This window comes from Lentzea sp. NPDC055074, from assembly GCF_053608005.1.
In genome coordinates, this window is sequence record NZ_JBSGUQ010000003.1 from 367,226 (window position 1) to 386,669 (window position 19,444).

At 70.0% G+C, this 19,444-nt stretch carries 21 protein-coding genes; 3 read left to right on the forward strand and 18 right to left on the reverse strand.

Translation table 11 applies throughout. The features are described from left to right. Positions 1 to 278 precede the first annotated feature (278 nt). The 10 genes from ACWF7A_RS08895 to ACWF7A_RS08940 form a co-directional block, all read right to left on the reverse strand. Entirely contained in the window at positions 279 to 1,088 is an 810-nt protein-coding gene (locus ACWF7A_RS08895) for a tetratricopeptide repeat protein (protein ID WP_452249866.1), read from the reverse strand. A 322-nt stretch (positions 1,089 to 1,410) separates the two neighbouring features. Next, on the reverse strand, positions 1,411 to 2,445 hold the full coding sequence (locus ACWF7A_RS08900) for an SPFH domain-containing protein (protein ID WP_452249867.1): 1,035 nt from the start codon (positions 2,443 to 2,445) through the stop codon (positions 1,411 to 1,413). Positions 2,446 to 2,448: 3 nt separating this feature from the next. Further along, entirely contained in the window at positions 2,449 to 2,880 is a 432-nt protein-coding gene (locus ACWF7A_RS08905) for an NfeD family protein (RefSeq protein ID WP_452249868.1), read from the reverse strand. After that, positions 2,856 to 3,566 (reverse strand): alkaline shock response membrane anchor protein AmaP, encoded by a 711-nt coding sequence (locus tag ACWF7A_RS08910; protein WP_452249869.1) that lies wholly within the window; start codon positions 3,564 to 3,566, stop codon positions 2,856 to 2,858. Before ACWF7A_RS08910 ends, ACWF7A_RS08905 begins: the two co-directional genes overlap by 25 nt. Continuing rightward, positions 3,563 to 4,108, reverse strand: a complete 546-nt coding sequence (locus ACWF7A_RS08915) for a DUF6286 domain-containing protein (RefSeq protein ID WP_452249870.1) — start codon at positions 4,106 to 4,108, stop codon at positions 3,563 to 3,565. Before ACWF7A_RS08915 ends, ACWF7A_RS08910 begins: the two co-directional genes overlap by 4 nt. Beyond that, positions 4,105 to 4,503: an Asp23/Gls24 family envelope stress response protein gene (locus tag ACWF7A_RS08920; protein WP_452249871.1), complete on the reverse strand. Its 399-nt coding sequence runs from the start codon at positions 4,501 to 4,503 to the stop codon at positions 4,105 to 4,107. The genes ACWF7A_RS08915 and ACWF7A_RS08920 overlap by 4 nt, the downstream gene beginning before the upstream one ends. Before the next feature lie 5 nt (positions 4,504 to 4,508). Then, positions 4,509 to 4,685, reverse strand: a complete 177-nt coding sequence (locus ACWF7A_RS08925; protein WP_253325557.1) for a hypothetical protein — start codon at positions 4,683 to 4,685, stop codon at positions 4,509 to 4,511. Then, complete coding sequence (locus tag ACWF7A_RS08930) at positions 4,682 to 5,083, reverse strand: hypothetical protein (protein ID WP_452249872.1); 402 nt, start codon at positions 5,081 to 5,083, stop codon at positions 4,682 to 4,684. The genes ACWF7A_RS08925 and ACWF7A_RS08930 overlap by 4 nt, the downstream gene beginning before the upstream one ends. After that, a complete protein-coding gene (locus ACWF7A_RS08935) occupies positions 5,080 to 5,559 on the reverse strand; it encodes an Asp23/Gls24 family envelope stress response protein (protein ID WP_452249873.1) in 480 nt (159 codons plus the stop codon). Before ACWF7A_RS08935 ends, ACWF7A_RS08930 begins: the two co-directional genes overlap by 4 nt. A 291-nt stretch (positions 5,560 to 5,850) precedes the next feature. Next, positions 5,851 to 6,594: a siderophore-interacting protein gene (locus ACWF7A_RS08940; RefSeq protein ID WP_452249874.1), complete on the reverse strand. Its 744-nt coding sequence runs from the start codon at positions 6,592 to 6,594 to the stop codon at positions 5,851 to 5,853. Between the two features lie 84 nt (positions 6,595 to 6,678). Here ACWF7A_RS08940 and ACWF7A_RS08945 point away from each other — a divergent pair, with 84 nt between their 5' ends. Next, positions 6,679 to 7,608 (forward strand): LysR family transcriptional regulator, encoded by a 930-nt coding sequence (locus ACWF7A_RS08945; protein ID WP_452249875.1) that lies wholly within the window; start codon positions 6,679 to 6,681, stop codon positions 7,606 to 7,608. Between the two features lie 116 nt (positions 7,609 to 7,724). Here the strand turns inward: ACWF7A_RS08945 and ACWF7A_RS08950 are convergent, their stop codons facing one another. The 6 genes from ACWF7A_RS08950 to ACWF7A_RS08975 form a co-directional block, all read right to left on the reverse strand. Then, the gene (locus tag ACWF7A_RS08950; protein WP_452249876.1) at positions 7,725 to 8,498 is read right to left on the reverse strand and encodes a hypothetical protein; all 774 of its coding nucleotides are present in this window, start codon (positions 8,496 to 8,498) and stop codon (positions 7,725 to 7,727) included. After that, a complete protein-coding gene (locus tag ACWF7A_RS08955; protein ID WP_452249877.1) occupies positions 8,470 to 8,625 on the reverse strand; it encodes a hypothetical protein in 156 nt (51 codons plus the stop codon). Before ACWF7A_RS08955 ends, ACWF7A_RS08950 begins: the two co-directional genes overlap by 29 nt. A gap of 111 nt (positions 8,626 to 8,736) precedes the next feature. Beyond that, complete coding sequence (locus tag ACWF7A_RS08960; protein WP_452249878.1) at positions 8,737 to 10,038, reverse strand: ricin-type beta-trefoil lectin domain protein; 1,302 nt, start codon at positions 10,036 to 10,038, stop codon at positions 8,737 to 8,739. 18 nt (positions 10,039 to 10,056) lie between these two features. Further along, a complete protein-coding gene (locus tag ACWF7A_RS08965) occupies positions 10,057 to 11,346 on the reverse strand; it encodes a cellulose binding domain-containing protein (protein WP_452249879.1) in 1,290 nt (429 codons plus the stop codon). A gap of 46 nt (positions 11,347 to 11,392) precedes the next feature. Next, positions 11,393 to 14,248 (reverse strand): glycosyl hydrolase family 95 catalytic domain-containing protein, encoded by a 2,856-nt coding sequence (locus ACWF7A_RS08970; protein ID WP_452249880.1) that lies wholly within the window; start codon positions 14,246 to 14,248, stop codon positions 11,393 to 11,395. Between the two features lie 252 nt (positions 14,249 to 14,500). Then, positions 14,501 to 15,880 (reverse strand): glycoside hydrolase family 43 protein, encoded by a 1,380-nt coding sequence (locus ACWF7A_RS08975; protein ID WP_452249881.1) that lies wholly within the window; start codon positions 15,878 to 15,880, stop codon positions 14,501 to 14,503. Between the two features lie 875 nt (positions 15,881 to 16,755). Here ACWF7A_RS08975 and ACWF7A_RS08980 point away from each other — a divergent pair. Further along, entirely contained in the window at positions 16,756 to 16,905 is a 150-nt protein-coding gene (locus ACWF7A_RS08980; protein ID WP_452249882.1) for a hypothetical protein, read from the forward strand. 98 nt (positions 16,906 to 17,003) lie between these two features. Then, positions 17,004 to 17,987, forward strand: coding sequence for a GNAT family N-acetyltransferase (locus ACWF7A_RS08985; RefSeq protein WP_452249883.1), 984 nt, complete (start codon positions 17,004 to 17,006; stop codon positions 17,985 to 17,987). A 53-nt stretch (positions 17,988 to 18,040) separates the two neighbouring features. On the opposite strand, the gene ACWF7A_RS08990 is transcribed toward ACWF7A_RS08985, so the two are convergent. Both ACWF7A_RS08990 and ACWF7A_RS08995 read right to left on the reverse strand, forming a co-directional pair. Next, positions 18,041 to 18,775, reverse strand: a complete 735-nt coding sequence (locus tag ACWF7A_RS08990) for an SDR family NAD(P)-dependent oxidoreductase (RefSeq protein WP_452249884.1) — start codon at positions 18,773 to 18,775, stop codon at positions 18,041 to 18,043. Positions 18,776 to 18,845: 70 nt separating this feature from the next. Beyond that, the gene (locus ACWF7A_RS08995) at positions 18,846 to 19,433 is read right to left on the reverse strand and encodes a TetR/AcrR family transcriptional regulator (protein WP_452249885.1); all 588 of its coding nucleotides are present in this window, start codon (positions 19,431 to 19,433) and stop codon (positions 18,846 to 18,848) included. Between the last annotated feature and the right edge of the window lie 11 nt (positions 19,434 to 19,444).

Consider the following 19,444-nt stretch of genomic DNA (forward strand, 5'->3'; position numbering starts at 1 on the left):
CGACGCCGGCTGGACTTGGGCCACTGCTCCGCGACGCCGGCTGGACTTGGGCCACTGCTCCGCGACGCCGGCTGGACTTGGGCCACTGCTCCGCGACGCCGGCTGGACTTGGGCCACTGCTCCGCGACGTCGGCTGGACTTGGGCCACTGCTCCGCGACGTCGGCTGGACTTGGGCCACTGCTCCGCGACGCCGGCTGGACTTGGGCCACCACTCCCCGACGCCGGCCGGACCTGGGCTCGGGTCAGGTCCTGGTCATCCGCGTCCGCCGTCGTGCTCTCACGGCTCCGAGACGAGTTCGAACTCGGTGTCCAGCAGCCGTCGAGCGTCGAGATCGCCCCACGAGGCGGCCCGCTCGAGCACGTCGACGGCTTCGTCCTCGTCACCGTGGTCGAGCAGGAACGCGCCGAGGTGGTAGCCGGCGGCGGGCTCGCCGATCTCGTCGGCCAGCCGGAACTCGCGTCCGGCGGACGTGGGATCTGCGCGGCGGCGGAGCAGGAACTTGGCGTAGTCGATGTGCGCTTGCTGTGCGTCCAGGTCGATGGCCGTGCGCAGCAGCCGCTCGGCTTCGTTCAAGCGTCCGAGTTCGGCGTAGACCTCGGCGAGTGCGCAGTGGGTCGTCGGTTTGGCCGTGTCGAGGTTCTGCTCGGCGACGGCGAGCGCGGTGACGACGTCGTGCCGGTCGTGCAGATGGGTGCGGGCCAGGTTGGCGGGCGCCAGAGTGTCGCCCAGTTCGACAGCGCGCTCGAACATCCCCACGGCCTCGTCGAAGCGCCCCTGCTCGGCCAGGAACAACGCGAAGTTGTTCATCGCCTTGCTGTCGCCCTGGTCGACCGCCACCAGGTACGCGCGCTCGGCGTCGTCGGTCAGACCGAGGTCGGCCAGCACGTCGGCCAGCACGTCGGAGAGATCGGCACGTCCGGTCGCGACCAGGGGACCGAGCAGCTCGTGCGCCTCGATGAGCCGGCCCTGCTCGAGGTAACCGCGGGCCAGCAGCCGGGCGGCAGCGACTTCGCCCGCCGCGACAGCCTGTTCGAGAACTTCGATCGCCCGCTCGTGCGGCGCTTGTTCGGTGCTGTCGTCCAGCAACTCAGAGCCATGACGGCTCAACGGGCCTAAGTCAGGCTCACTCATCAGGTCACCCACAATCTGGACCCAGGCTAGCTCACCTGCGGACGGTGCCTCGACCACAGCCCTGAGCCGGAGGGCGTGGTTCATCCGGACGAGGAAGTCCGCGGTGGCCGGTGCGGCCATCGGAGAGAGCGTCATGTCGGCGCGGTCGTCCTGCTCGATCTCGGGGTCGACGACACCGAGCCGTTCGCGCTGCCGTCCGCTCCAGCAGCGTCCCGAGTGGACTGAAAGGGGCTCGACGTCGCCGCGCCTCCCGATCTCGCCGGCCGTCCACGCCCTCTCAGCGACCCGCTGGTTCCGGTCGCAGCGCGGTCACCGGTGCGGCGGCGTCCGCGGCGTCCGAGACCGCTTCCGCCGCTGCCTCGCTCGCCTGGGCGACGTCCTTCTCGGCCTGCGCGGCGGCGGCCTCCACGGCCTCGTCGTGCCCGGCCGCGGCTGATCGCGGCAGCGCCTCGGAGAACGCCTTGGAGACGTCCTGCAGCGCGGTGGTGACCTCGCTCGGGATCACCCAGAACGTGTTGCCGGGACCTTCCGCGAGCTTGGGCAGCATCTGCAGGTACTGGTAGGCGAGGAGCTTGGGGTCGGGGTCGTTGCGGTGCACGGACTGGAAGACCTGGTCGATGGCGCGGGACTCGCCCTCCGCCTTCAGGATGGTGGCGGCCCGGTTTCCTTCGGCGCGCAGTACGGCGGCTTGCTTGTCGCCTTCGGCGGTGAGGATCTGCGACTGGCGTTGTCCTTCGGCGTTGAGGATCGCGGCCCGCTTGTCGCGTTCGGCCCGCATCTGCTTCTCCATCGCCTCCTTGATGCTCTGCGGCGGGTCGATGGCCTTGATCTCCACGCGGTTGACGCGCAGGCCCCACTTGCCGGTCGCGTCGTCGAGCACTCCGCGCAGCTGGTTGTTGATCGTGTCGCGTGAGGTGAGGGTCTTCTCGAGATCCATGGATCCGACGACGTTGCGCAGGGTGGTGACGGTGAGCTGTTCGACCGCCTGCAGGAAGCTGGCGATCTCGTAGGCGGCGGCGCGGGGGTCGGTGACCTGGAAGTAGAGCACCGTGTCGATCTCGACGACCAGGTTGTCCTCGGTGATCACCGGCTGCGGCTGGAACGACACCACCTGTTCACGCAGGTCGATCGGCGGGTAGACGCGGTCGACGTAGGGGATGACGAAGTTGAGGCCGGGCGTGAGGGTGCGCTGGTAGCGGCCCAGGCGTTCGACGTTGCGCGCACGTGCTTGCGGCACGATGCGCACGGCGCGCAGGACGGTGAACGCCGCGAAGATCGCGAGCACGAGTCCGGCGACGAGCAGTGTGGACATGGCTCACTCCCGTGGGTAGACGACGGCGGTGGTGCCGTCGATGTGCAGTACGTCGACCGTGCTTCCGGCCGGGATGACGACGGACGTGTCGTACGGGCGAGCCGTCCAGTCCTCGCCACGCAGGCGCACCAGGCCCTCGTGGTCGTTCACCTCGCGCAGCACGTAGGCCGAAGCACCGACCAACGCCTCCACGCCGAACCGTTCGAGCCGCGGCTGCAGCATCATTCGCCGCGCCCAGGGCCGCACGAGCACCACACCGGCTGCGGACACGACGCTGAACACCACGAGCTGACCGGTGAGCGGAAGACCGATCGCCGCCGACCCCGCCGTGGTGAGAGCCGCGACGCCGAGCAGGCCGAGCGCCGCCGTGAGCGTGAAGATCTCGGCGATGGCCAGGACCAGGCCGATGATCAGCCAGATGAGCCAGAGATCCATGGTGGGACCCTCCCTCGGTGGACCGCACGGATTCGTTGTTCGGCACGCACGAGGCTGAGGTCGTCAGGTGGCTTCGCGTCGAGGTCGGGTGCCTGCTCCTGATGAGCATGTCGTGCAGGTGTTCGCGGGCCGGGCTTGTCGGTGAGGTGGAACTCGACGGTCGTGGGCAACCGGTCGATGCCGAGGGCCTGTCGCAGTCTTGGCAACCCGTTCGTGACGAGTCCGTGGCGGATCGTGCCGGGCTCGCCGTCCCGCGTCGTGCTGATCACCAGCGCCAGAGCCGGGTCGTCCCGGCGCCCGGCCAGGGTGCCGTGCACGGCGTGCACGCCGGGGTAGGTCTCCACCTCGGCCAGCAAGGGGGCGATGGCGGTGCGCGCGGCGAGTTCGGTCCGGCCCTCGCCGGGGCCGACGTCGAACCGCCAGGTGCCGGTCTTCGGTGTGCGGTCCGCTTGTGCGACGAGCCACCGGGTCGCCAGGAGCCCGAGAGCGACCGCGCAGACCGCGGTGACGGGCCAGACCCACGCCGGCGGCAGGGCATCGCCGGGAACGAGAGGTGCGTCGGGGCTGAGCACGTTCAGGGTGGCGACCGTCTCGGCCACGACGACACCGCCGGCGACGAGCAGCACCAGGCCGATGATCGCCAGCACGACTCGGTTGAGCCCTGATGGCCTCTCCAGGTTGCTCATGGTGTTCTCCTGGCCCTGACCCGGACGACCACGGCCGGTCGCGCGGCCGGCCCGACGTGGTCGAGGCGGTTCTCGAGAGCGCCGCGAACGGCGTCGGCGAGCCCTTCGGTGATCGTGCGGTCCGTGCGGATGGTCGCGGTGACGGTGCGCCGTCCGAGGTCGAGTCTGGTGGCGGTCACGCCGTCGACCGAGGAGGCGGCGGTGCGCAGGACGTTGCGCAGGCTCCGGCGAGTGGTGCCGGAGTCCACTGTGGAGCTCGTGTCCGGGTCGTCGTCTCGCAACGGCAGGACGGTGGGCCTTCCGGGAAGCACCGCGCACAGCAGCAGCCCCGCACCGAGCACCACGCAGGCCGCGGCGGTGAGCGTGACGACGGGGTCGGCCCAGCGGGTGTCGTGCAGCGCACCGAAGAGGGCGCGGGGATCGACCCACGGGTCCTGCCCGAGGATCATCTGCACCGACACGACGGCGACGAGAACGCAGACCGCGAGGACGGTCAGAGCCACCAGCACGGCCGGTGTGCTGCGGCGGGGCAACCGTGTCATCGGATCCTCCGCGCGGCCACGAGCGCGCAGTGCAGCGCGGTGACGGTGATGTCGACCTTCGAGACGCTCAGGCCGGTCATCTCGTGGATCCGGCGGGTCAGGTGCGCTCGCGCGGCCTCCGTCGTGCTGCCCACCGGCGCCGGGTAGGTGATCGACAGCCGCACGTCGAGCGCGACGACCGCACCGGTGACGCTGGCGGCGACCCGCACGTCCCGTTCTGCCTCCTCGGAGCCGACCGTCACACCGAGCACGCGCAGCGCCGAACCACCGATGCCGTCGACCTCGAGGGCCGCGTGCGCGGCGATCCGCTCCACCGCGACCTCGCTGATCGTGAGGCTGCCGCGTGCGCCGGGGTCGGTCTTGTTCCCTTGTACCGCAAGGTCCGCGGTGGTCACGACGGTCAGGTCCGGTCGCGGCCGGCCAGCGCCGAGACGTCGAGCTTGCCGTCGAGGACCCTGCCGACGACGAGCCCGGCCGCACCGAGCAGCAGCACGACGATGAAGGCGCCGAAACCGCCGAACGCGGCGGCGAAACCGAGCGCGATGCCCGCGAGCATCCCGGTGGTGGTCGAGTTCACGGTGTTGTCCCTGCTGTGGTGGCCGGAGCGCGGCTCGGCGCCCCGGCTGTCGTGGAGGGCAAGGAGAGCTGGAGTGCCGAGCGACGCCCGGTGGTGATGCCGGGTGACAGGACGCGGGGAAACGCGATGTCACCGATCCACAGGTGGACCGGGGACCCGACTCTCCCGATCGCGGTGTGGACGGCGGCGCGCACGGCCGCGTCGAGCTCGGCGGTGGTGGCCGGGTACCGCGCTACGACGCCGATGACGATCTCGTCGGGGCGCAGGCGGACCCCGTCGATCCTGCGGCCCGGCAGAAGGGTGGCGATCTCGCCGTACCGGCCGCTGTGCGGCCCCGCCACCTGGGGGAGGAGCTTCACCGCGGTGGCGACGACCATCGCCTCGATCTCGGGGCTCACTGCACCCGACCGGGTTCCGGGGTCCTGTCGTCGTCGTCCTCGCCGGGGATGTGGACGTCGGTGACCGCGATGTTGACCTCCACCACCTCCAGGCCCGTCATCTGTTCGACCGCGCCGATCACGTTGCGGCGCACCGCGGTGGACAGGTCGGCGATGGACACGCCGTACTCGACGAGGATGTGCAGGTCGATGGCGGCCTGTCGCTCGCCGACCTCGACCGAGACGCCCTGACCCGCCGAGGCCGTGGCACCGGGGATGCGCTCGCGCAGCGAACTGAAGGCGCGCGCCGCTCCGCCGCCCAGCGCGTACACGCCGGGGATCTCGCGCGTGGCGAGTCCAGCGATCTTCTGGACCACGGTGTCGGCGACGGTGGTCGTCCCCTCGGAGGAGGAGAGCATGCTCCCGTTGGAAGTCGCGATCTCGGAGCTCGTGGTCTGTGCGGGTGGCTTGGCTGCGGTGATGGTCGGGTTGGTCACGGCGGTCTCCTCGAGCTTGCGTTCGGCGTGGACCGGAACCCGGGAACGTCCCTGCAACCGGGGCATCGGCCGCCAGGTGAGCGCGGCGGTGCCGGATCGGTGCAGGGAGACGTGATGTGAGAGAACGTCCCCGAGAATCCCTGTCGCCTGGGTCCGGGGCGGTTGGACATCCGACGAGTTCCCCCGGACCCGGACCGCAAACCACGACGGCGCAAGTAGCGAGACGAGCCGGACTCGCCGGATCCTGGTCACTTCGGCTTCAAGAGGCGCGCATCTGCCGCGACTGCGGTCCTAATGGCCTTTGAGGCCCTTCTTCCCCGGCGCCCAGTAGGGGATGTTGCTGATCTGGCGACCCTGCGCGCCGGCCGAGCGCAACGCCCGGTAGAGGCGTTGGATCGACGACGCCTTGCCGGTCAGCACACCGGATCCGGAGGAACGGTGGGCGCTCAGCACCTCGCGTTCGACCGCGTCCAGGTGCTCGTCGCCGGGGGCACGGGCGACGAGCACGGCGTCGGCCAGGCCGAACCGCCCCAGGACGGCGCGGGACTCCTCGACCGAGTCCACCTCGAAGACGAACCGCGCGTCGCGGTGTCCCGAAGGCGTCTCACGAGCCGCGACGGCGGTGCTGAACGACGTCTCGTCACCGAAGAACACCAGGGGCCGCCGCGGTTTCAGCAGTGAGACCGCGCGACGTGGGCCCACCACGCGGCAGGACGTGCCCGCGGTCGCGGTCGCACCCCAGTCGGAGCCGGGACCGCCGCCGTGGAGGTACCAGAGGATCTCGGCCGTCCCCGTCTCCGGATCGAGCGCCAGCGGGGTGTAGGAGCGGATCTCCCAGGGACCGAGCAACGCCGCACCCACGACGATGACCTGCACGATGTCGCCGGGAGTCCAGGACGCGTTCCTCAGCCCGTCGCCCGTGAGCGAGACCAGCCGGAAGTGGGGGCCGATCTCCTCGACGTGGCGGACCTCGGTCTCGTGCGTGGTGAGGTCGAGGAGCAGCGACGTGAGGCGGCCCTTGCTCGTGGAGATCATGAAATCGACGTTAGGGCGGACCGATTGATCTGTCCAAGACATAGAATGGCGTTCCATGAGACCTCTGGGGCATCGGTCGGGCCCGTGGAACTGAGACACCTCCGCTACTTCGTGGCGATCGCCGAGGAGCAGAACTTCCGCAGGGCCGCCGAGCGGTTGCACGTGTCGCAGTCCCCGTTGAGCCGCCAGATGAAGGACCTCGAGGAGGAGCTGGACGTCGAGCTCTTCGAGCCCGCGGGTCGCGGGATCAGGCTCACCGCCGCCGGAAGGGTCTTCGCGGAACGGGCGCGCGGCGTGCTCGCGAGCGTCGCGTCCGCCGTCGAGGAGGTCAGGGACGTCGCGCAGGGCCGCCAGGGCACCGTGGCCATCGGGTTCGAGCAGGGTTCCACGTTCACCGGCGCGCTGGCGTCGCTCATGGCCGCGTTCCGCGGGCGTGCTCCCCGCGTGCGTCTCGAGCTCGTCGCGATGAGCGGCACCGAGCAGTGGGCCGCTCTTCGCGACGGGACGATCGCCTTCGCCTGCGGAACGCAGAGGCCCTCCGACGACGCGTTGTCCTCGATGGAGATGGTGAGCGACCGGCTCGGGCTGCTGGTCGCCGTCGGCCACCCGCTCGCGTCACGCGAGGACGTCCGGTTGCGGGACCTGGCGGGGGAGCGGGTGGTCCTCGAGCCGCGGGAGCGCGATCCCCGCCTGCACACCGAGATCGCCGCCGCCTTCCAGGCGCGGGGCGCCCACCTCGGCGCGATCACGGAGGTCGCCGACCTGGAGGCGCTCCTGGCGCTGGTGGCGATCGGCGACGGTGTCACGTTCCTCGCGCGGAGGACGGCCGCCCTGGTCACCCCTTTCACCTCCATGGTGTGGCGCCCTCTCGCCGAGCTCGACGTCCGGCTGGCCGACGTGGTCGCGTGGCGGTCGAGGGACGTGGACCTGCCGGTGGTGCGGACGCTCGTCGACTGCGCCCGGGAGATCCGCCCGATGCTGCAACCGGATGCCGACGACCGGGCGCGGACGTAGAGGGCAGGTGCGGCCGGACGACCGTGTTCGCCTCCAGGGAGGTCGCTGGCTGCCGCGTCGGTGCCGCTGCCCGGCAAGGCGGCGAGGGCCGCGACGCGGTTCACAGCACTGCTCGATCAGCCCTGCTGTTGCCAGAACAGTGACAGGCGGTCGAAACGGCGTGCGGTCACGTCCTCGCGTCTGACCAGCATCTGGAGGGAGCCGATGAGGTAGCCGTGGTGCTCGCCGTCGCCCTCGGGCGTCCAGCTGCCGAGCAGCGCCCAGTCCTCGGGCTGGTTCCCGGCCTCCTCGGCCGCGATCTCGAACGTGTCGTCCTGTTCCATCCAGGGCACTCCGCCGATCTGGATCGGCGGAGTGCCGCGGACCAGCTGGTGGCCGAGGTCCCACCAGACGTCGGCGAGCACTTCCGCGGGCGGGAACAGGGGACTGTTCCGCGCCCTGTCCGGCAGGATCAGATCGATCACCGGATGAGCGTCGCCGCGGGGGAGGACCACCACGCTCGCGGATCGCGGTGGGCGTTGCGCCACCGGAGTACCGGCCTCGACGTAGATCGGGTTGTCGTAGCCGTGCAGCTGCCAGCTGGACGGCACCGGGAGAGCGGCCCAGCCGCTGTCGTCGTAGTCGGTGCGCCAGAGGTTCTGGTCCCGGTCGGCCGCGCGGGTGACGTGCTTGAACCGCCAGGTGGCGGTCAGGTCGAGCCGGAACGGAGAGTTCGTGCGCTCCCCGGTCAGCACCTGCTGGAGGTCGGCGCAGGGCATGAACGTGGCGTGTGCCGGCCGGGAGTTGACCTGGAAGTACCCGATGTTGTTGTTCCATTCGGGATAGCCGTTGGGTGGATCGACCCACGCCGCCGCGCCGGCGTCACTGGTCGCGCTGCGCCGCGGCGGCACCCAGCGTGCTCGCCGCCGCGGCGGCGGGGCCGGGGAGGACCACCAGGGTCGTCGCTGTGAGTCCCGCGGCGGCCAGGACGGCCAGCGTCGAACGGGCCCGCCGTCGCAGGGTTCGGCTGTTGAACATCGCAACCCTCGTTTCATCGGTGAAAGGTGGGGTTCCATCTGCCCTGCTGGGCCGGTGTGCCCAGGTGAAAGGCGGCCGGCGCTCCCGTTGGCCGCCTTTCACCCCTCTCCGCTAGGCCTTGGCCCAGCGCTGGCCGGTGCTGCCGTTGCAGGTCGCCACGGTCACGGCCGCTCCGTTGGCGGTGCCGGTGGAGTTCAGACAGAGTCCTGTCTGGACACTGGTGACGGTGCCGTTCGTGCCGATGGTCCAGTTCTGGTTGGTACCACCGTTGCAGTCCCAGATCTGCACCCTGGCGCCGGACCCGGCGTTGAGGGGCGCGTCCAGGCACTTGCCCACGACCTGCAGGGCCTGGCCGTTGCCGCTGAACCGCTGGTTCGCGTTGGTGTGGCAGTCCCACGCGATCATCTGGGTGCCGTTGGCGGTGCCGCCGCCGTTGACGTCGAGGCAACGGCCGGAAGCCTCACCGCGCAACCGGAACGGAGTCGGGGCAGGGGTCGTGTCGCCGGTGAAGAACCTCCACACCTCGGTCTTGACCCAGCTCCTCGCTCCGCTCTCACAGCCCGCGCAGCCGTCCACCGGTCCCTGCTGGTGGCCGCCGTCGAAGGGCGCCCACACCACCGGGTAACCGCTGCGGCAGCCCGAGTAGGCGGTGGTGATGTGCGTGTTGCTGCCTCGTGAGGGCTCGGGCGCGTTCTGCGGACTGCAGCCGTTGTTGCGGACCCACCTGTCGCGCTGGCCCCGGCCGGAGCCGATGTTGTCGCTGATGCCGTGGATCCCCATGAAGGCCACGGGCGCGGTGCCGCCCGCGCACCCGCTGATCTCGCCGGGCGAGGCGATGGCGGCGATCGCGCGGAACACGGTCGGGCGGGAGCACGCGAGGGAGATGCTCATCGCGCCGCCGTAGCTGAAGCCCAGGGAGAAGCGCTGCGCCGGGTCGACGCAGAGGTCGCCCTCGATCCGGCTGATCATGTCGTCGACGAACCGCACGTCCTCGCCGCCGGAGTTGCCCCAGCCGTTGTCGAGGCCCTGCGGGGCGACGAAGATCGCCGAGTTGTCCGCCAGCCTGCGCAGCCCGTAGTGGGCGTAGACGTCACCGTCGCTGCCACCTCCGGCCACCTGCGCGGCGGTACCGCCGAGCCAGTGGAAGCCGAACACCAGTCGATACCGGCGGTTGGGGTCGTAGTTGTCGGGCACGCTCAGGATGAACGAGCGGGACTTGCCGCTGCTCTGGATCGTGTGGGTGCCGCTGCGCAGTGCGGGGGCCTGGCCGCACGCGGCCGCCACCGGGCCGGAGTCACCGATGGCCGGGGACACCGGTTGAGCGCCGGCCACCCCGCCGCTGACGACCAGGAAGACGGCGCAGGCGGCGGCTGTCAACCACCGCACCCGCTGGAGGAAGTTGCTCTGACGCATGGGTTTCCGCACTCTCTGTCAGGAGGAGGAGACGGTGCAGGCCTTGCCGTTGAGGGAGAACGAGGCCGGTGCCGCGGCATTTCCGGTGTGGCTCGCCTGGAAGCCGATGCCGATCGACGCGCCGGGCGCGATGTCGGCGTTGTACGAGACGTTCCTGGCGGTGACCGCGCCCGAGGCGGGGGAGTAGGTGGCACTCCAGCCGGACGTGATGGTCTGCCCGCCGGGCAGGGTGAAGGCCAGCGACCACCCGCTGATCGGCGAGGAGCCGGTGTTCTTGACGGTGATGGTCGACGTCAGGCCGGTGTTCCAGGCGTTGATCACATCGGTGATCTGGCACTCCGCGTCCCCTGGCGGTGGCGTGGTCGTCGTCGTGGTGCTCGTAGGGCCGCCGCCGCCCTCGAACTGGCTGATGAACTTCCACGCCTCACCGGACGTCCAGGTGCGCCAGCCGTCGCCGCCGGAGTCGATCGGTCCCGGTGTGTGCCCGCCGTCGAACGCCGCCCACACCACGGGGAAACCCGCTCGGCAGCCGCTGTAGTGGGTGATGATGTGCGTCCGGCTGCCCGCGCCTGGTTCCGGCGCGTTCTGGGCCGTGCAGCCGTTGTTGCGCACGAACCTGTCGCGCAACCCGCGACCTTGGCCGATGCCGAGGACGTTGTCGCTGACACCGTGGATGCCCATGTAGGCGATGGGCTGGGTGCCACCGTCGCAGCCGCTGAGCTGCGCGCCGGCGTAGACCACGACCGCACGGAACACGGTGGCGCGAGCGCAGGCGAGCGCATAGGACATGCCGCCGCCGTAGCTGAAGCCACCGGCGTAGCGCTGCGTCGTGTCGATGCACAACCCCGCGTCCAAGCGCCGAAGCACGTCGTCGACGAAGGTCGTGTCCTGGCCGCCGGGGTTGGCCCAGCCGTTGCTGTTGCCTTGCGGTGCGACGAAGATCGTGCCGTTGTTGGCGGCGTCGGAGAGCCTGCGCAGTCCGTAGTAGGACCAGTTGTAGCCGTCGGAGCCGCCGGAGTCGACGTCGTTCGCGGTGCCTCCGAGCCAGTGGAACCCGACGAACAGCCGGTACTGGCGGTTGCTGTCGTAGTTGGGCGGCAGCCGCAGGATGAACGAGCGGTTCTGGCCGCCGCTGCTGATCGTGTGCTGGCCGCTCGCCAGTGCGGGGGGCTTGCCGCACCCCGCGGTGGCCGCGGCGGTGCCGGCCTGACCGCCGGGAACCGTACCGCCGAGCGCGATCCCCGCCGCGCCCAGGAACACCACGGCGCTGGCGGCCGCGAGAGCGATCGCGGTCCTACGCCGGAACATGGCAGAACCCCTTGTGCTGATGGAACATCGTCGTCCCTTCCGTCCGTCACACCTGCTGGAGTTGGAATCGCTGGTTCTCCGCCCCGCTCGGGGCCCACTGGGACAAGCGGGCGCCGTCGGCGGCCGACGCCTCCCAGACGTCCACGGCGAGGCCGCTCTGCCGGTTGACCAGGCTGATCACCCCGCCGCCCTGGTCGACCACCTGCCACTGCTGGCTGGTCGCGTTGGTGTCGCTCTGCTGCGTGATGTCCGCGCCGCTGCTCGCACTCGCGGTCTGCAGCACGAGACCGCTGTGGCGGGCGCGGATCCGGTGGTAACCGCCGCCGGCGTCGATGAAGTCGAACTGCTGGTTGAGTCCGCTGGTCCGCGACCACTGCTGCGCCAGTGCGCCGGCCGCGGTGGACACGCCGCTGATGTCGGCGCACTTCCCGCTGTGCCGCGCGACGAGGCGGTAGTACACCCCCGGCCGGACCACCGGCCCCGATCCCGTGCCCTGGCCCGTCGCGCGATAGGTGTGCCCGGCCTCGACGAGGAGCTCGGCGACGTCGGACTCCGGCTTCGCCGGTGCGATCGCGGTGCCCGTCGTCGTGTCGCGCAGCTCGTAGGTGCCGCCGAAGATCCGGTTCCGGATGCGGACGGTGCCGTCGCGGTCCGGTGTGACGGACAGGCTGACGGTGCCGTCGGCGCTCCAGGTCGCGCCGACGGTGTGCCCGCCGCGTCCCCGTAGACCCGTGACGCTGCCGGCGGGCCAGGCCGGGGGCAGGGCGGGCAGCACGTGCAGCTCGCCGTTGTGACTGTGCAGCAGCATCTCGGTGATGCCGGAGGTCGCGCCGAAGTTGCCGTCGATCTGGAACGGCGGGTGCAGGTCGAACATGTTGGGCGCCAGCCGGTCCGTCCGCACGAGGGAGCGGATGAGGTCGTGCGCCCGGCCGCCCTCCTCCAGCCGCGCCCAGAAGTTGATCTTCCACGCGAGCGACCACCCGGTGCCGTCGTCACCGCGCAGCTCGAGCGTCCTGCGGGCCGCGGTGTGCAGCTGGGGAGTGCCGCGCCTGGTGATCTGGTTGCTCGGGTGCAGGCCGTAGAGGTGCGAGACGTGCCGGTGTTGCGGCTCTGTCTCCACCCAGTCGTGCAGCCACTCCACGACGTTGCCGCGCGAGCCGACCCTCGTCGGCGCGAGCCGTTGCCGGGCCGCGCGCACCTGCGTGCGGAAGTCGGCGTCGACCCCCAGCACCTCCGACGCGCCGGCGCACCCGTCGAACAGGTCGCGCAGGATCTGCATGTCCATCGTCGGCCCGGCGCACACGCTGGCGTTCGTGTGGTGGTTGAGCTCGGGGGAGTTCGACGGGTTGGTGACGAGGTGGCCGAGACGGGGATCGGTGACCAGCGTGTCGAGGAAGAACTGCGCGCATCCCTTGAGCGCCGGGTAGTACGTGCGCAGGAAGTTCACGTCGCCGGTGAAGCGGTAGTGGTCCCAGATCATCGTCGAGAGCCACGCACCGCCCGTCTGCCACATGCCGGCCTGGGCGAAGTCGACGACTGAGGTACCGCGCCAGGCGTCGGTGTTGTGGTGGGTGACCCAGCCGCGGGCGTTGTACTGCACCTGGGCCGTGCGGGCACCGGTGACCGCGAGGTCGTTGATCATGCGGAACACCGGCTGGAAGCACTCGCCGAGGTTCGTGGTGTCCGCGTGCCAGTAGTTCATCGGCAGGTTGGCGTTGATCGTGTACTTCGAGTCCCACGACGGGGTCAGCGAGTCGTTCCAGATGCCCTGCAGGTTCGCCGGTTGTGTGCCGGGGCGCGACGACGAGATCAGCAGGTAGCGGCCGTACTGGAACAGCAGGGCGGAGAACTGCGGGTCGGCGGTGCTCGCGTGCCGGGTGATGCGGACGTCGGTCGGCTGGTCGGCCGCCGTCGTGCGCCCGAGGTCGAGGGCGACCCGCCCGAACAGCGCCTGGTAGTCGGCGACGTGGCGGGCGAGCAGGGTGCCGTGGGCGACGCCCTGGGCGGCGTTCAGGCGGCCGCGGGCGATGCCCTGGTAGTCGCCGTCGACCGTGCGATGGTCGACGTAGCTGGTGCCGATGGAGATCAGCAGGGTCACCGCGCTGGCGTTGGTCACCCGCAGCGTGCCACCCGAACTGGTCGTGGAGCCGCCCTCCGGTACCACCCTGGCCAGCGCGAGGAACCGGACGGTGCCCGCGATGCCCCGCTGGGTACCGGAGACGCCGTCCAGCGCGATCGTCGTGGCGTCCGGGCTGGAGGTCGTCGTGCGTTGCGGTGAACCGAATGACGCGGTGAAAGAGATCGAGCCCGGTGTCTCCGCGGTCAGGCGCATCACGATCACCTGGTCCGGCGCGCTCGCGAACACCTCACGTCGATAGCGCACGTTGTTCGCCGTGTACGTCACGACGGTCGTCGCGGTGGTGAGATCGAGCCACCGCTGGTATCCCGACGCGCTCGCGGAGGGCAGCGCCAGCCGGAGGTCACCGACGGTCTGGTAGGCGAGCTGTCCGGCCGGGATGCCCAGCATCGTCTGGTCGATCAGGGACTGCGCCTGCGTCCACTGGTCGTTGAACACGAGCTGCCGGATCTGGGCGAGCGATCCGGCACCACGCGGGTTGCTGTAGTCGTGCGGACCGCCCGCCCACACCGTGTCCTCGTTGAGCTGGAGGCGTTCGGTGTCGGTGTTGCCGAACACCATCGCACCGAGTCTGCCGTTGCCCACCGGCAGCGCGCGCAGCCAGTCCGAGCCGGCCGAGCGGTCGTACCACAGCGCCAGGTCGTTGACCGCCCGCACCTCCGGGGGTGCCGAGGAGGCGGTGTCGGCCGTCGCGGTCCACCCCGCGTGAGTCAGCACGACACCCGCGCCGAGCTTCATGAGCTGCCGCCGGTTCAGGTCGGACATCCTGTCCCTCCAATGAGCTTTCGCGGTCGTCGAACCGACCCCCGGCGGTGGCAGCCGGGAGCCGGGATCCGTTGTGGACAGTCAGCAGCACACCCGCGACGAGAGGGGTGAGGACGAACTTGTGCACGTGCGCCGGCGGTTCAGGACGCCGAGCACGTCACGTCGCTCGTTCGTCACCGTGAGCTCGGCCTGGTGGTCGCCCGGTCAGGTGTTGGTGACGGCTTGGCTCGCGGTGTACGCCGGGGCACCGGGCTACGGGTTCATGCCGCCCGAGCCGAACTGCCACCAGTTCACGTTGAGCAGGTAGCTGCCGCCGCCACTGAACCTCAGGTAGAGGTCACGGGTGCCGGTCAGCCCGCTGACCGGGCACGAGACGGTGGTCCACGTCTGCCAGCCGCCCGTGTTGGGCACCGTGCAGGTGCCGGCGAGTGGACCGGTCGGGCTGCCGGAACGGACCTCGACGGAACTGCCGGCGGTGGTGGACGCGACGCGGGCGGCGAAGAGTGTCGCACCGGCGCCGAAAGCGACGTTCTTCACCTTGATGTAGTCACCGTTGTTGATGAAACCGACGTTCATGCCGCCTTCGCTGGAGACCTCGGTCTCGATGCCGCTGCCCCACGCGATCGTCTCGGCCTCTTGGCGGGCGTAGGGGTTGAGCGTGTCCGCGGCGGGTGGTCCTGCCGTCGTCATGCTCATGGACGGGATGGTGCCGTCGGCGTTGTAGCTGAACTTCTCCACGGCCACGGAGCGGGTGAAGCCGCCACCGCCGGGCAGGGCACCGTTGTGGTAGAAAAAGTACGAGCCGCCCTTGAAGTCGACGATGCCGGGGTGGTTGGTGAAGCTGCTGCCCTGCGTCGCCATCACGGTGCCGCGGTAGGTCCACGGCCCGGTCGGGCTCGGCGCCGTGGAGTAGGCGATGAACTCCGAGCAGCACTTGGCGGCGAAGACGTTGTAGTACAGGCCGTTGCGCTTGTAGACCCAGGGACCTTCCTCGTAGAGGGTGGGCCGGTTCGGGTCACCGGTGCGGGTGCCGAACCCGGCGGTGGTGAGCGGGATCCTGGTGATGCCGCCCGAGTAGGAGATCATGTCGGCGTTGAGCCGGACGTAGGACAGGTTGGGGTTGCCCCAGTACAGGTACGCCTGGCCGTCGCCGTCGATCATCACCGTCGGGTCGATCTCGCCGTTCTCCACCAGGGGCCGGCCGAGGGCGTCGCGGAACGGGCCGGTGGGGCTGTCGGCGACGGCGACACCGATGGCAGGGCGTCCCGTCGCCTTGGTGACCATGGGGACGTACCAGTAGAACTTGCCGTTGCGTTCCACGGCCTGACCGGCCCACGCGTCCTGTTTCGCCCAGCTGAACGAGGCGAGGTTCAGGGGAGAACCGTGGTCGGTCCAGTTCACCATGTCGGCCGACGACCAGACCCGCCACTCCTTCATGGTGAACCAGGTCGAGCCGTCCTCGTCGTGTCCTGTGTAGAGGTAGACCCGTCCGTTGTGGACCAGCGGCGCCGGGTCGGCGGTGTAGATGTGTTGCACGATCGGGTTGTCCGCCCGCACCGGAGTGGCCATCGCCAGGATCAGGCCCACCGCCACGGCGAGGTGCGTCCAGAACCTTCGTGTTGTCGTCGCCATCATCGTCTCCCCAATGGCAGGGGAGCGCCGCAGCGGACTTCTCGTCCGATCCGCAGGGCCGTCCCCTCCGGTTGTGTGGTGCGGGATGTCAGCTCGCCGACCTCGACGTCAGTTTCGTCGTCCACACTTCGTGCCCACTGCTGGTGATCACTGCCGTCGCCTTCGCTCACGTGGCGATGAGCGTGGTGAAGGGCTGACACGCAGGAGTCTCGCAGCTCTATGTTCGCGTTCACAATGGGGTGTTCATGATTTCTTGCCCAGATTGACCTGAATGGTCCATCTGAAGAATTGAGCGCTTACAAAGCGCTAGTAGAAGCCATTGTTCGACTCGATTCGACGATGTGCTCGAACGGATCTTGCTAAAGTGAGCGTTAACATATTTAGCATTGGCGCAGAGTGGTTCCGCGGTTGTGCCGACTCCCGCCCGGCTGCTTTTCGCACAGCGGTACGCCGTAGTTTGAGAGCGCTCTCACAACCTGGATCAGGGCGCGGGCGCCCCGGTGATCCCCCGTTGGCGTGGAACGTGCTCGACGAACTTGTCCTCGGGGCCGTCGTCGAGGAGGACGAGACGCCGGGTGACCACGAGACGCCGGGTGTCCTCGACGACCTCGTGGTCACCCGGCGGCTGCTCGAGTTCGACATGGCGCTGGTCGCCGCTCGTACCGCCGACCAGGACACCGTCGACGAGCTGCGCGCTGTCGTGGAGCTCGTGGACCGGCTCGTGGACGACCCCGCCGCTACCGCGAACAGGACCGGATCTTCCACGGCACGATCATGCGGACCTCCGGCCACCGGATCGCCAGGGGAGTCGTCCGCGTGCTGGAGAGCCAGGTCGTCATCACCGCCGGCTACCTGGGCAGAACGGACCGCTGTGCGTGGCCCCGAACCGGGGCCACCGCCGCATCTGCGAACGGATCGCGGCCCGCGACCCGGACGGTGCCGCCGCGGCCCTGTTCGCCCACATCACCGAAGCCTGGCTGGTGCGTCGCAGCGACGCGGGGGACCCGGACCGCCCGGAGCGGTAGCTAGATCCCGCCCGCCCTCCGCGTTGATCGACGAGATCCTCGGCAGCGCGGCGTGAAACGGGTGGCGGGCCTGCCTCGCGGTTCGAGATCATCCGACCATGTCGGATGACGCGCCAGGACCAATCCTTCCGCTGGGCTTCGGGTTCCGGCCGTACCGCGGCGACGAAGACCACGGCCCCATGGCCGCAGTGCGGCAGGGGTCCGTTGAACGGGACGGGATCGACGCCCGTTCGGTCGTGGAAGGGCTCCCGGCAGCGGCCGAGATCGCCGAAGCCTCGGCCAAGCTGGAGGAGCCTTCCCAGAACCAGATCCTGGTGACGCACGAGGGGACCGTGGTCGGCTACTCGACGATCCGGTGGTGGCAGGAGAGGGACGACACGTGGCTGTACCTGCACCGCGGCTACCTCCTGCCCGACCATCGCAGCCAAGGCGTCGGCTCGGCCATGCTGAGCTGGGCCGAAGAGCGGATCCGCCAGCTCGTCGAACAGCACGGAACGGCCCGCACGGCGGTGATCGGCGCGAACGCCATGGCCTCCGAGCAGGACGCCACGGCGCTCCTGCTCGCAGCCGGCTACCGACGTGTCTTCAGCCTGGTCGAGATGGAGCTGGGTGATCTCCAGCAGCTGCCCGAGCCGGACAGCGGACTGCCGGCCGGGATGCGCACGGGGCCGATCGGGACGAGCCACTACCGCGCCGCCTGGAGGACGGTCGTCGATTCGTACGCGGACAAGAGTCCCACTCGGAAGTGGAGTTTCCGGGACTTCGTCGACGCCGCCGACCCTGCGTGCTGGAGAGCGGCGTGGAACGGGGAGGACGTGGTCGGCGTCGCCCTCTGCGCCCTCCGCCGTCACCACCACACCGTGGGCGAGGTCCAGGAGTTGAGTGTCCGGACGGACCAACGACGCCTGGGAATCGGCCGCGCCCTGCTGCTGGACGGGCTGCGAAGTCTTCGCGAGCAGGGTGCGACGACCGCGCGGCTGTTCACGGGCACGGCGAATCCGCACCGCTCCTACGACCTTTACGAGAGTGTGGGTTTCCGGCGGCGGAACGAGTACGTCCGGTACCGCAAGCCGCTTGCCTGATCGTCCGGTCACCGACTCGGACAGCAGGGTTGCGTGCGCTCCGCGTTGTGCCTTCAGAGCGTGTAACCGCCGTCGGCGGTGAGGCTCGCGCCGGTGATGTAACGCGCGTCGTCGCCTGCGAGGAACGCGATCAGGCCGGCGATCTCGGCCGGGTCGCCGACGCGGTTCAGCGGGCTGCCCGCGGCGAGCTGGTCGAGGGCGCCCGCGTTGATGTCGGTGTCGATGGGGCCGGGCTGGACGTTGTTCACGGTGATGCCGCGCGGTGCGAGGTCGAGTGCGACGCCCTTGACCATGCCGGCGACCGCGGTCTTGGTGAGCTGGTAGACGCTGGCCCCGCGGGTGCCGGTGCGGATGGCGACGTTGCTGCCGATGGTGATGACACGAGCGCCGTCGGCGAGGTGCGGGACGGTGGCCTGGATCGCGAGGTACACGCCGCGGACGTTGACGTCGAGCATGAGGTCGAGGTCTTCCAACGACACCGTGTCGATGGTGCCCACGCGCATGATGCCCGCGTTGACCACGACTACACCCAGCTCGCCGAAGTGGCCGACGGCCTGGTCCACGGCCGCGCGGATCGCGGCGGGATCGGCGCTGTCGGCCTGCACGGCGAACGCGCGGCCGCCGTCGCGTTCGATCGCCTCGACGAGGTCCTGTGCCTTGCCGGGGCTGGAGTTGTAGGTGAACGTGACCGCGTGGCCCTCGGCTGCCAGCCGGGTGACGGCGGCCGCTCCGATACCGCGGGACCCGCCGAAGACCAGGGCGGAGGGGCGGGTGTTCTGCGTGTTCATGGGAAAGCCCTTTCTGGATGGATCAGTCAATAACTGGGGCGCGAAGAAAAGTCCGCGCCGTGGGTGGTTGTCAGGCGCGTGCCGCGATGCGGTCGACCGTGAAGTCGGCCAGCTGCCGGATGGACGCGACGTCCGCGCCTGCCCGTGCCGAGAGTTGCAGGCCGGTCATCGTGAGCAGCACGAACCCGGTCGCGCTCGCGACGTCGACCGACTCGTCGATCTCGCCGGCCGCCTGGCCCGCCCGAACCCTGGTGGAGACCTCCTCCGTCAGGATCCGGTTCGTCCTGTCCCGCATCCGCGCCAGCTCGGGGTCCGTCGAGCCGAACTCGCTGACCGAGCCGACACCGAGGCAGCCCAGTGCGCGGACCTCGTCGTCCTCGGCCGCGACTCCGGCCAGGAGCTGCCGGATCCCCTCGATCGGCGACTCCTCGCCGGTGAGGCGCCGGACGTGCCCGGCGACCGTGGTGTCCTGATAGGACGCCAGCACTTCCAGGTAGAGCTTTCGCTTGTCCCCGAACGCGTTGTAGAGGCTCTGGCGGCCGATCCCCATCTCCTTGAGGAGGTGGTCGGTCGAGGTGGCGGCGTAACCCTTGTCCCAGAAGACCCTGGTGGCCTTCCGCAACGCCTCGTCCCGGTCGAACTCCCGTGGTCGTGCCATGCCGAGGACAC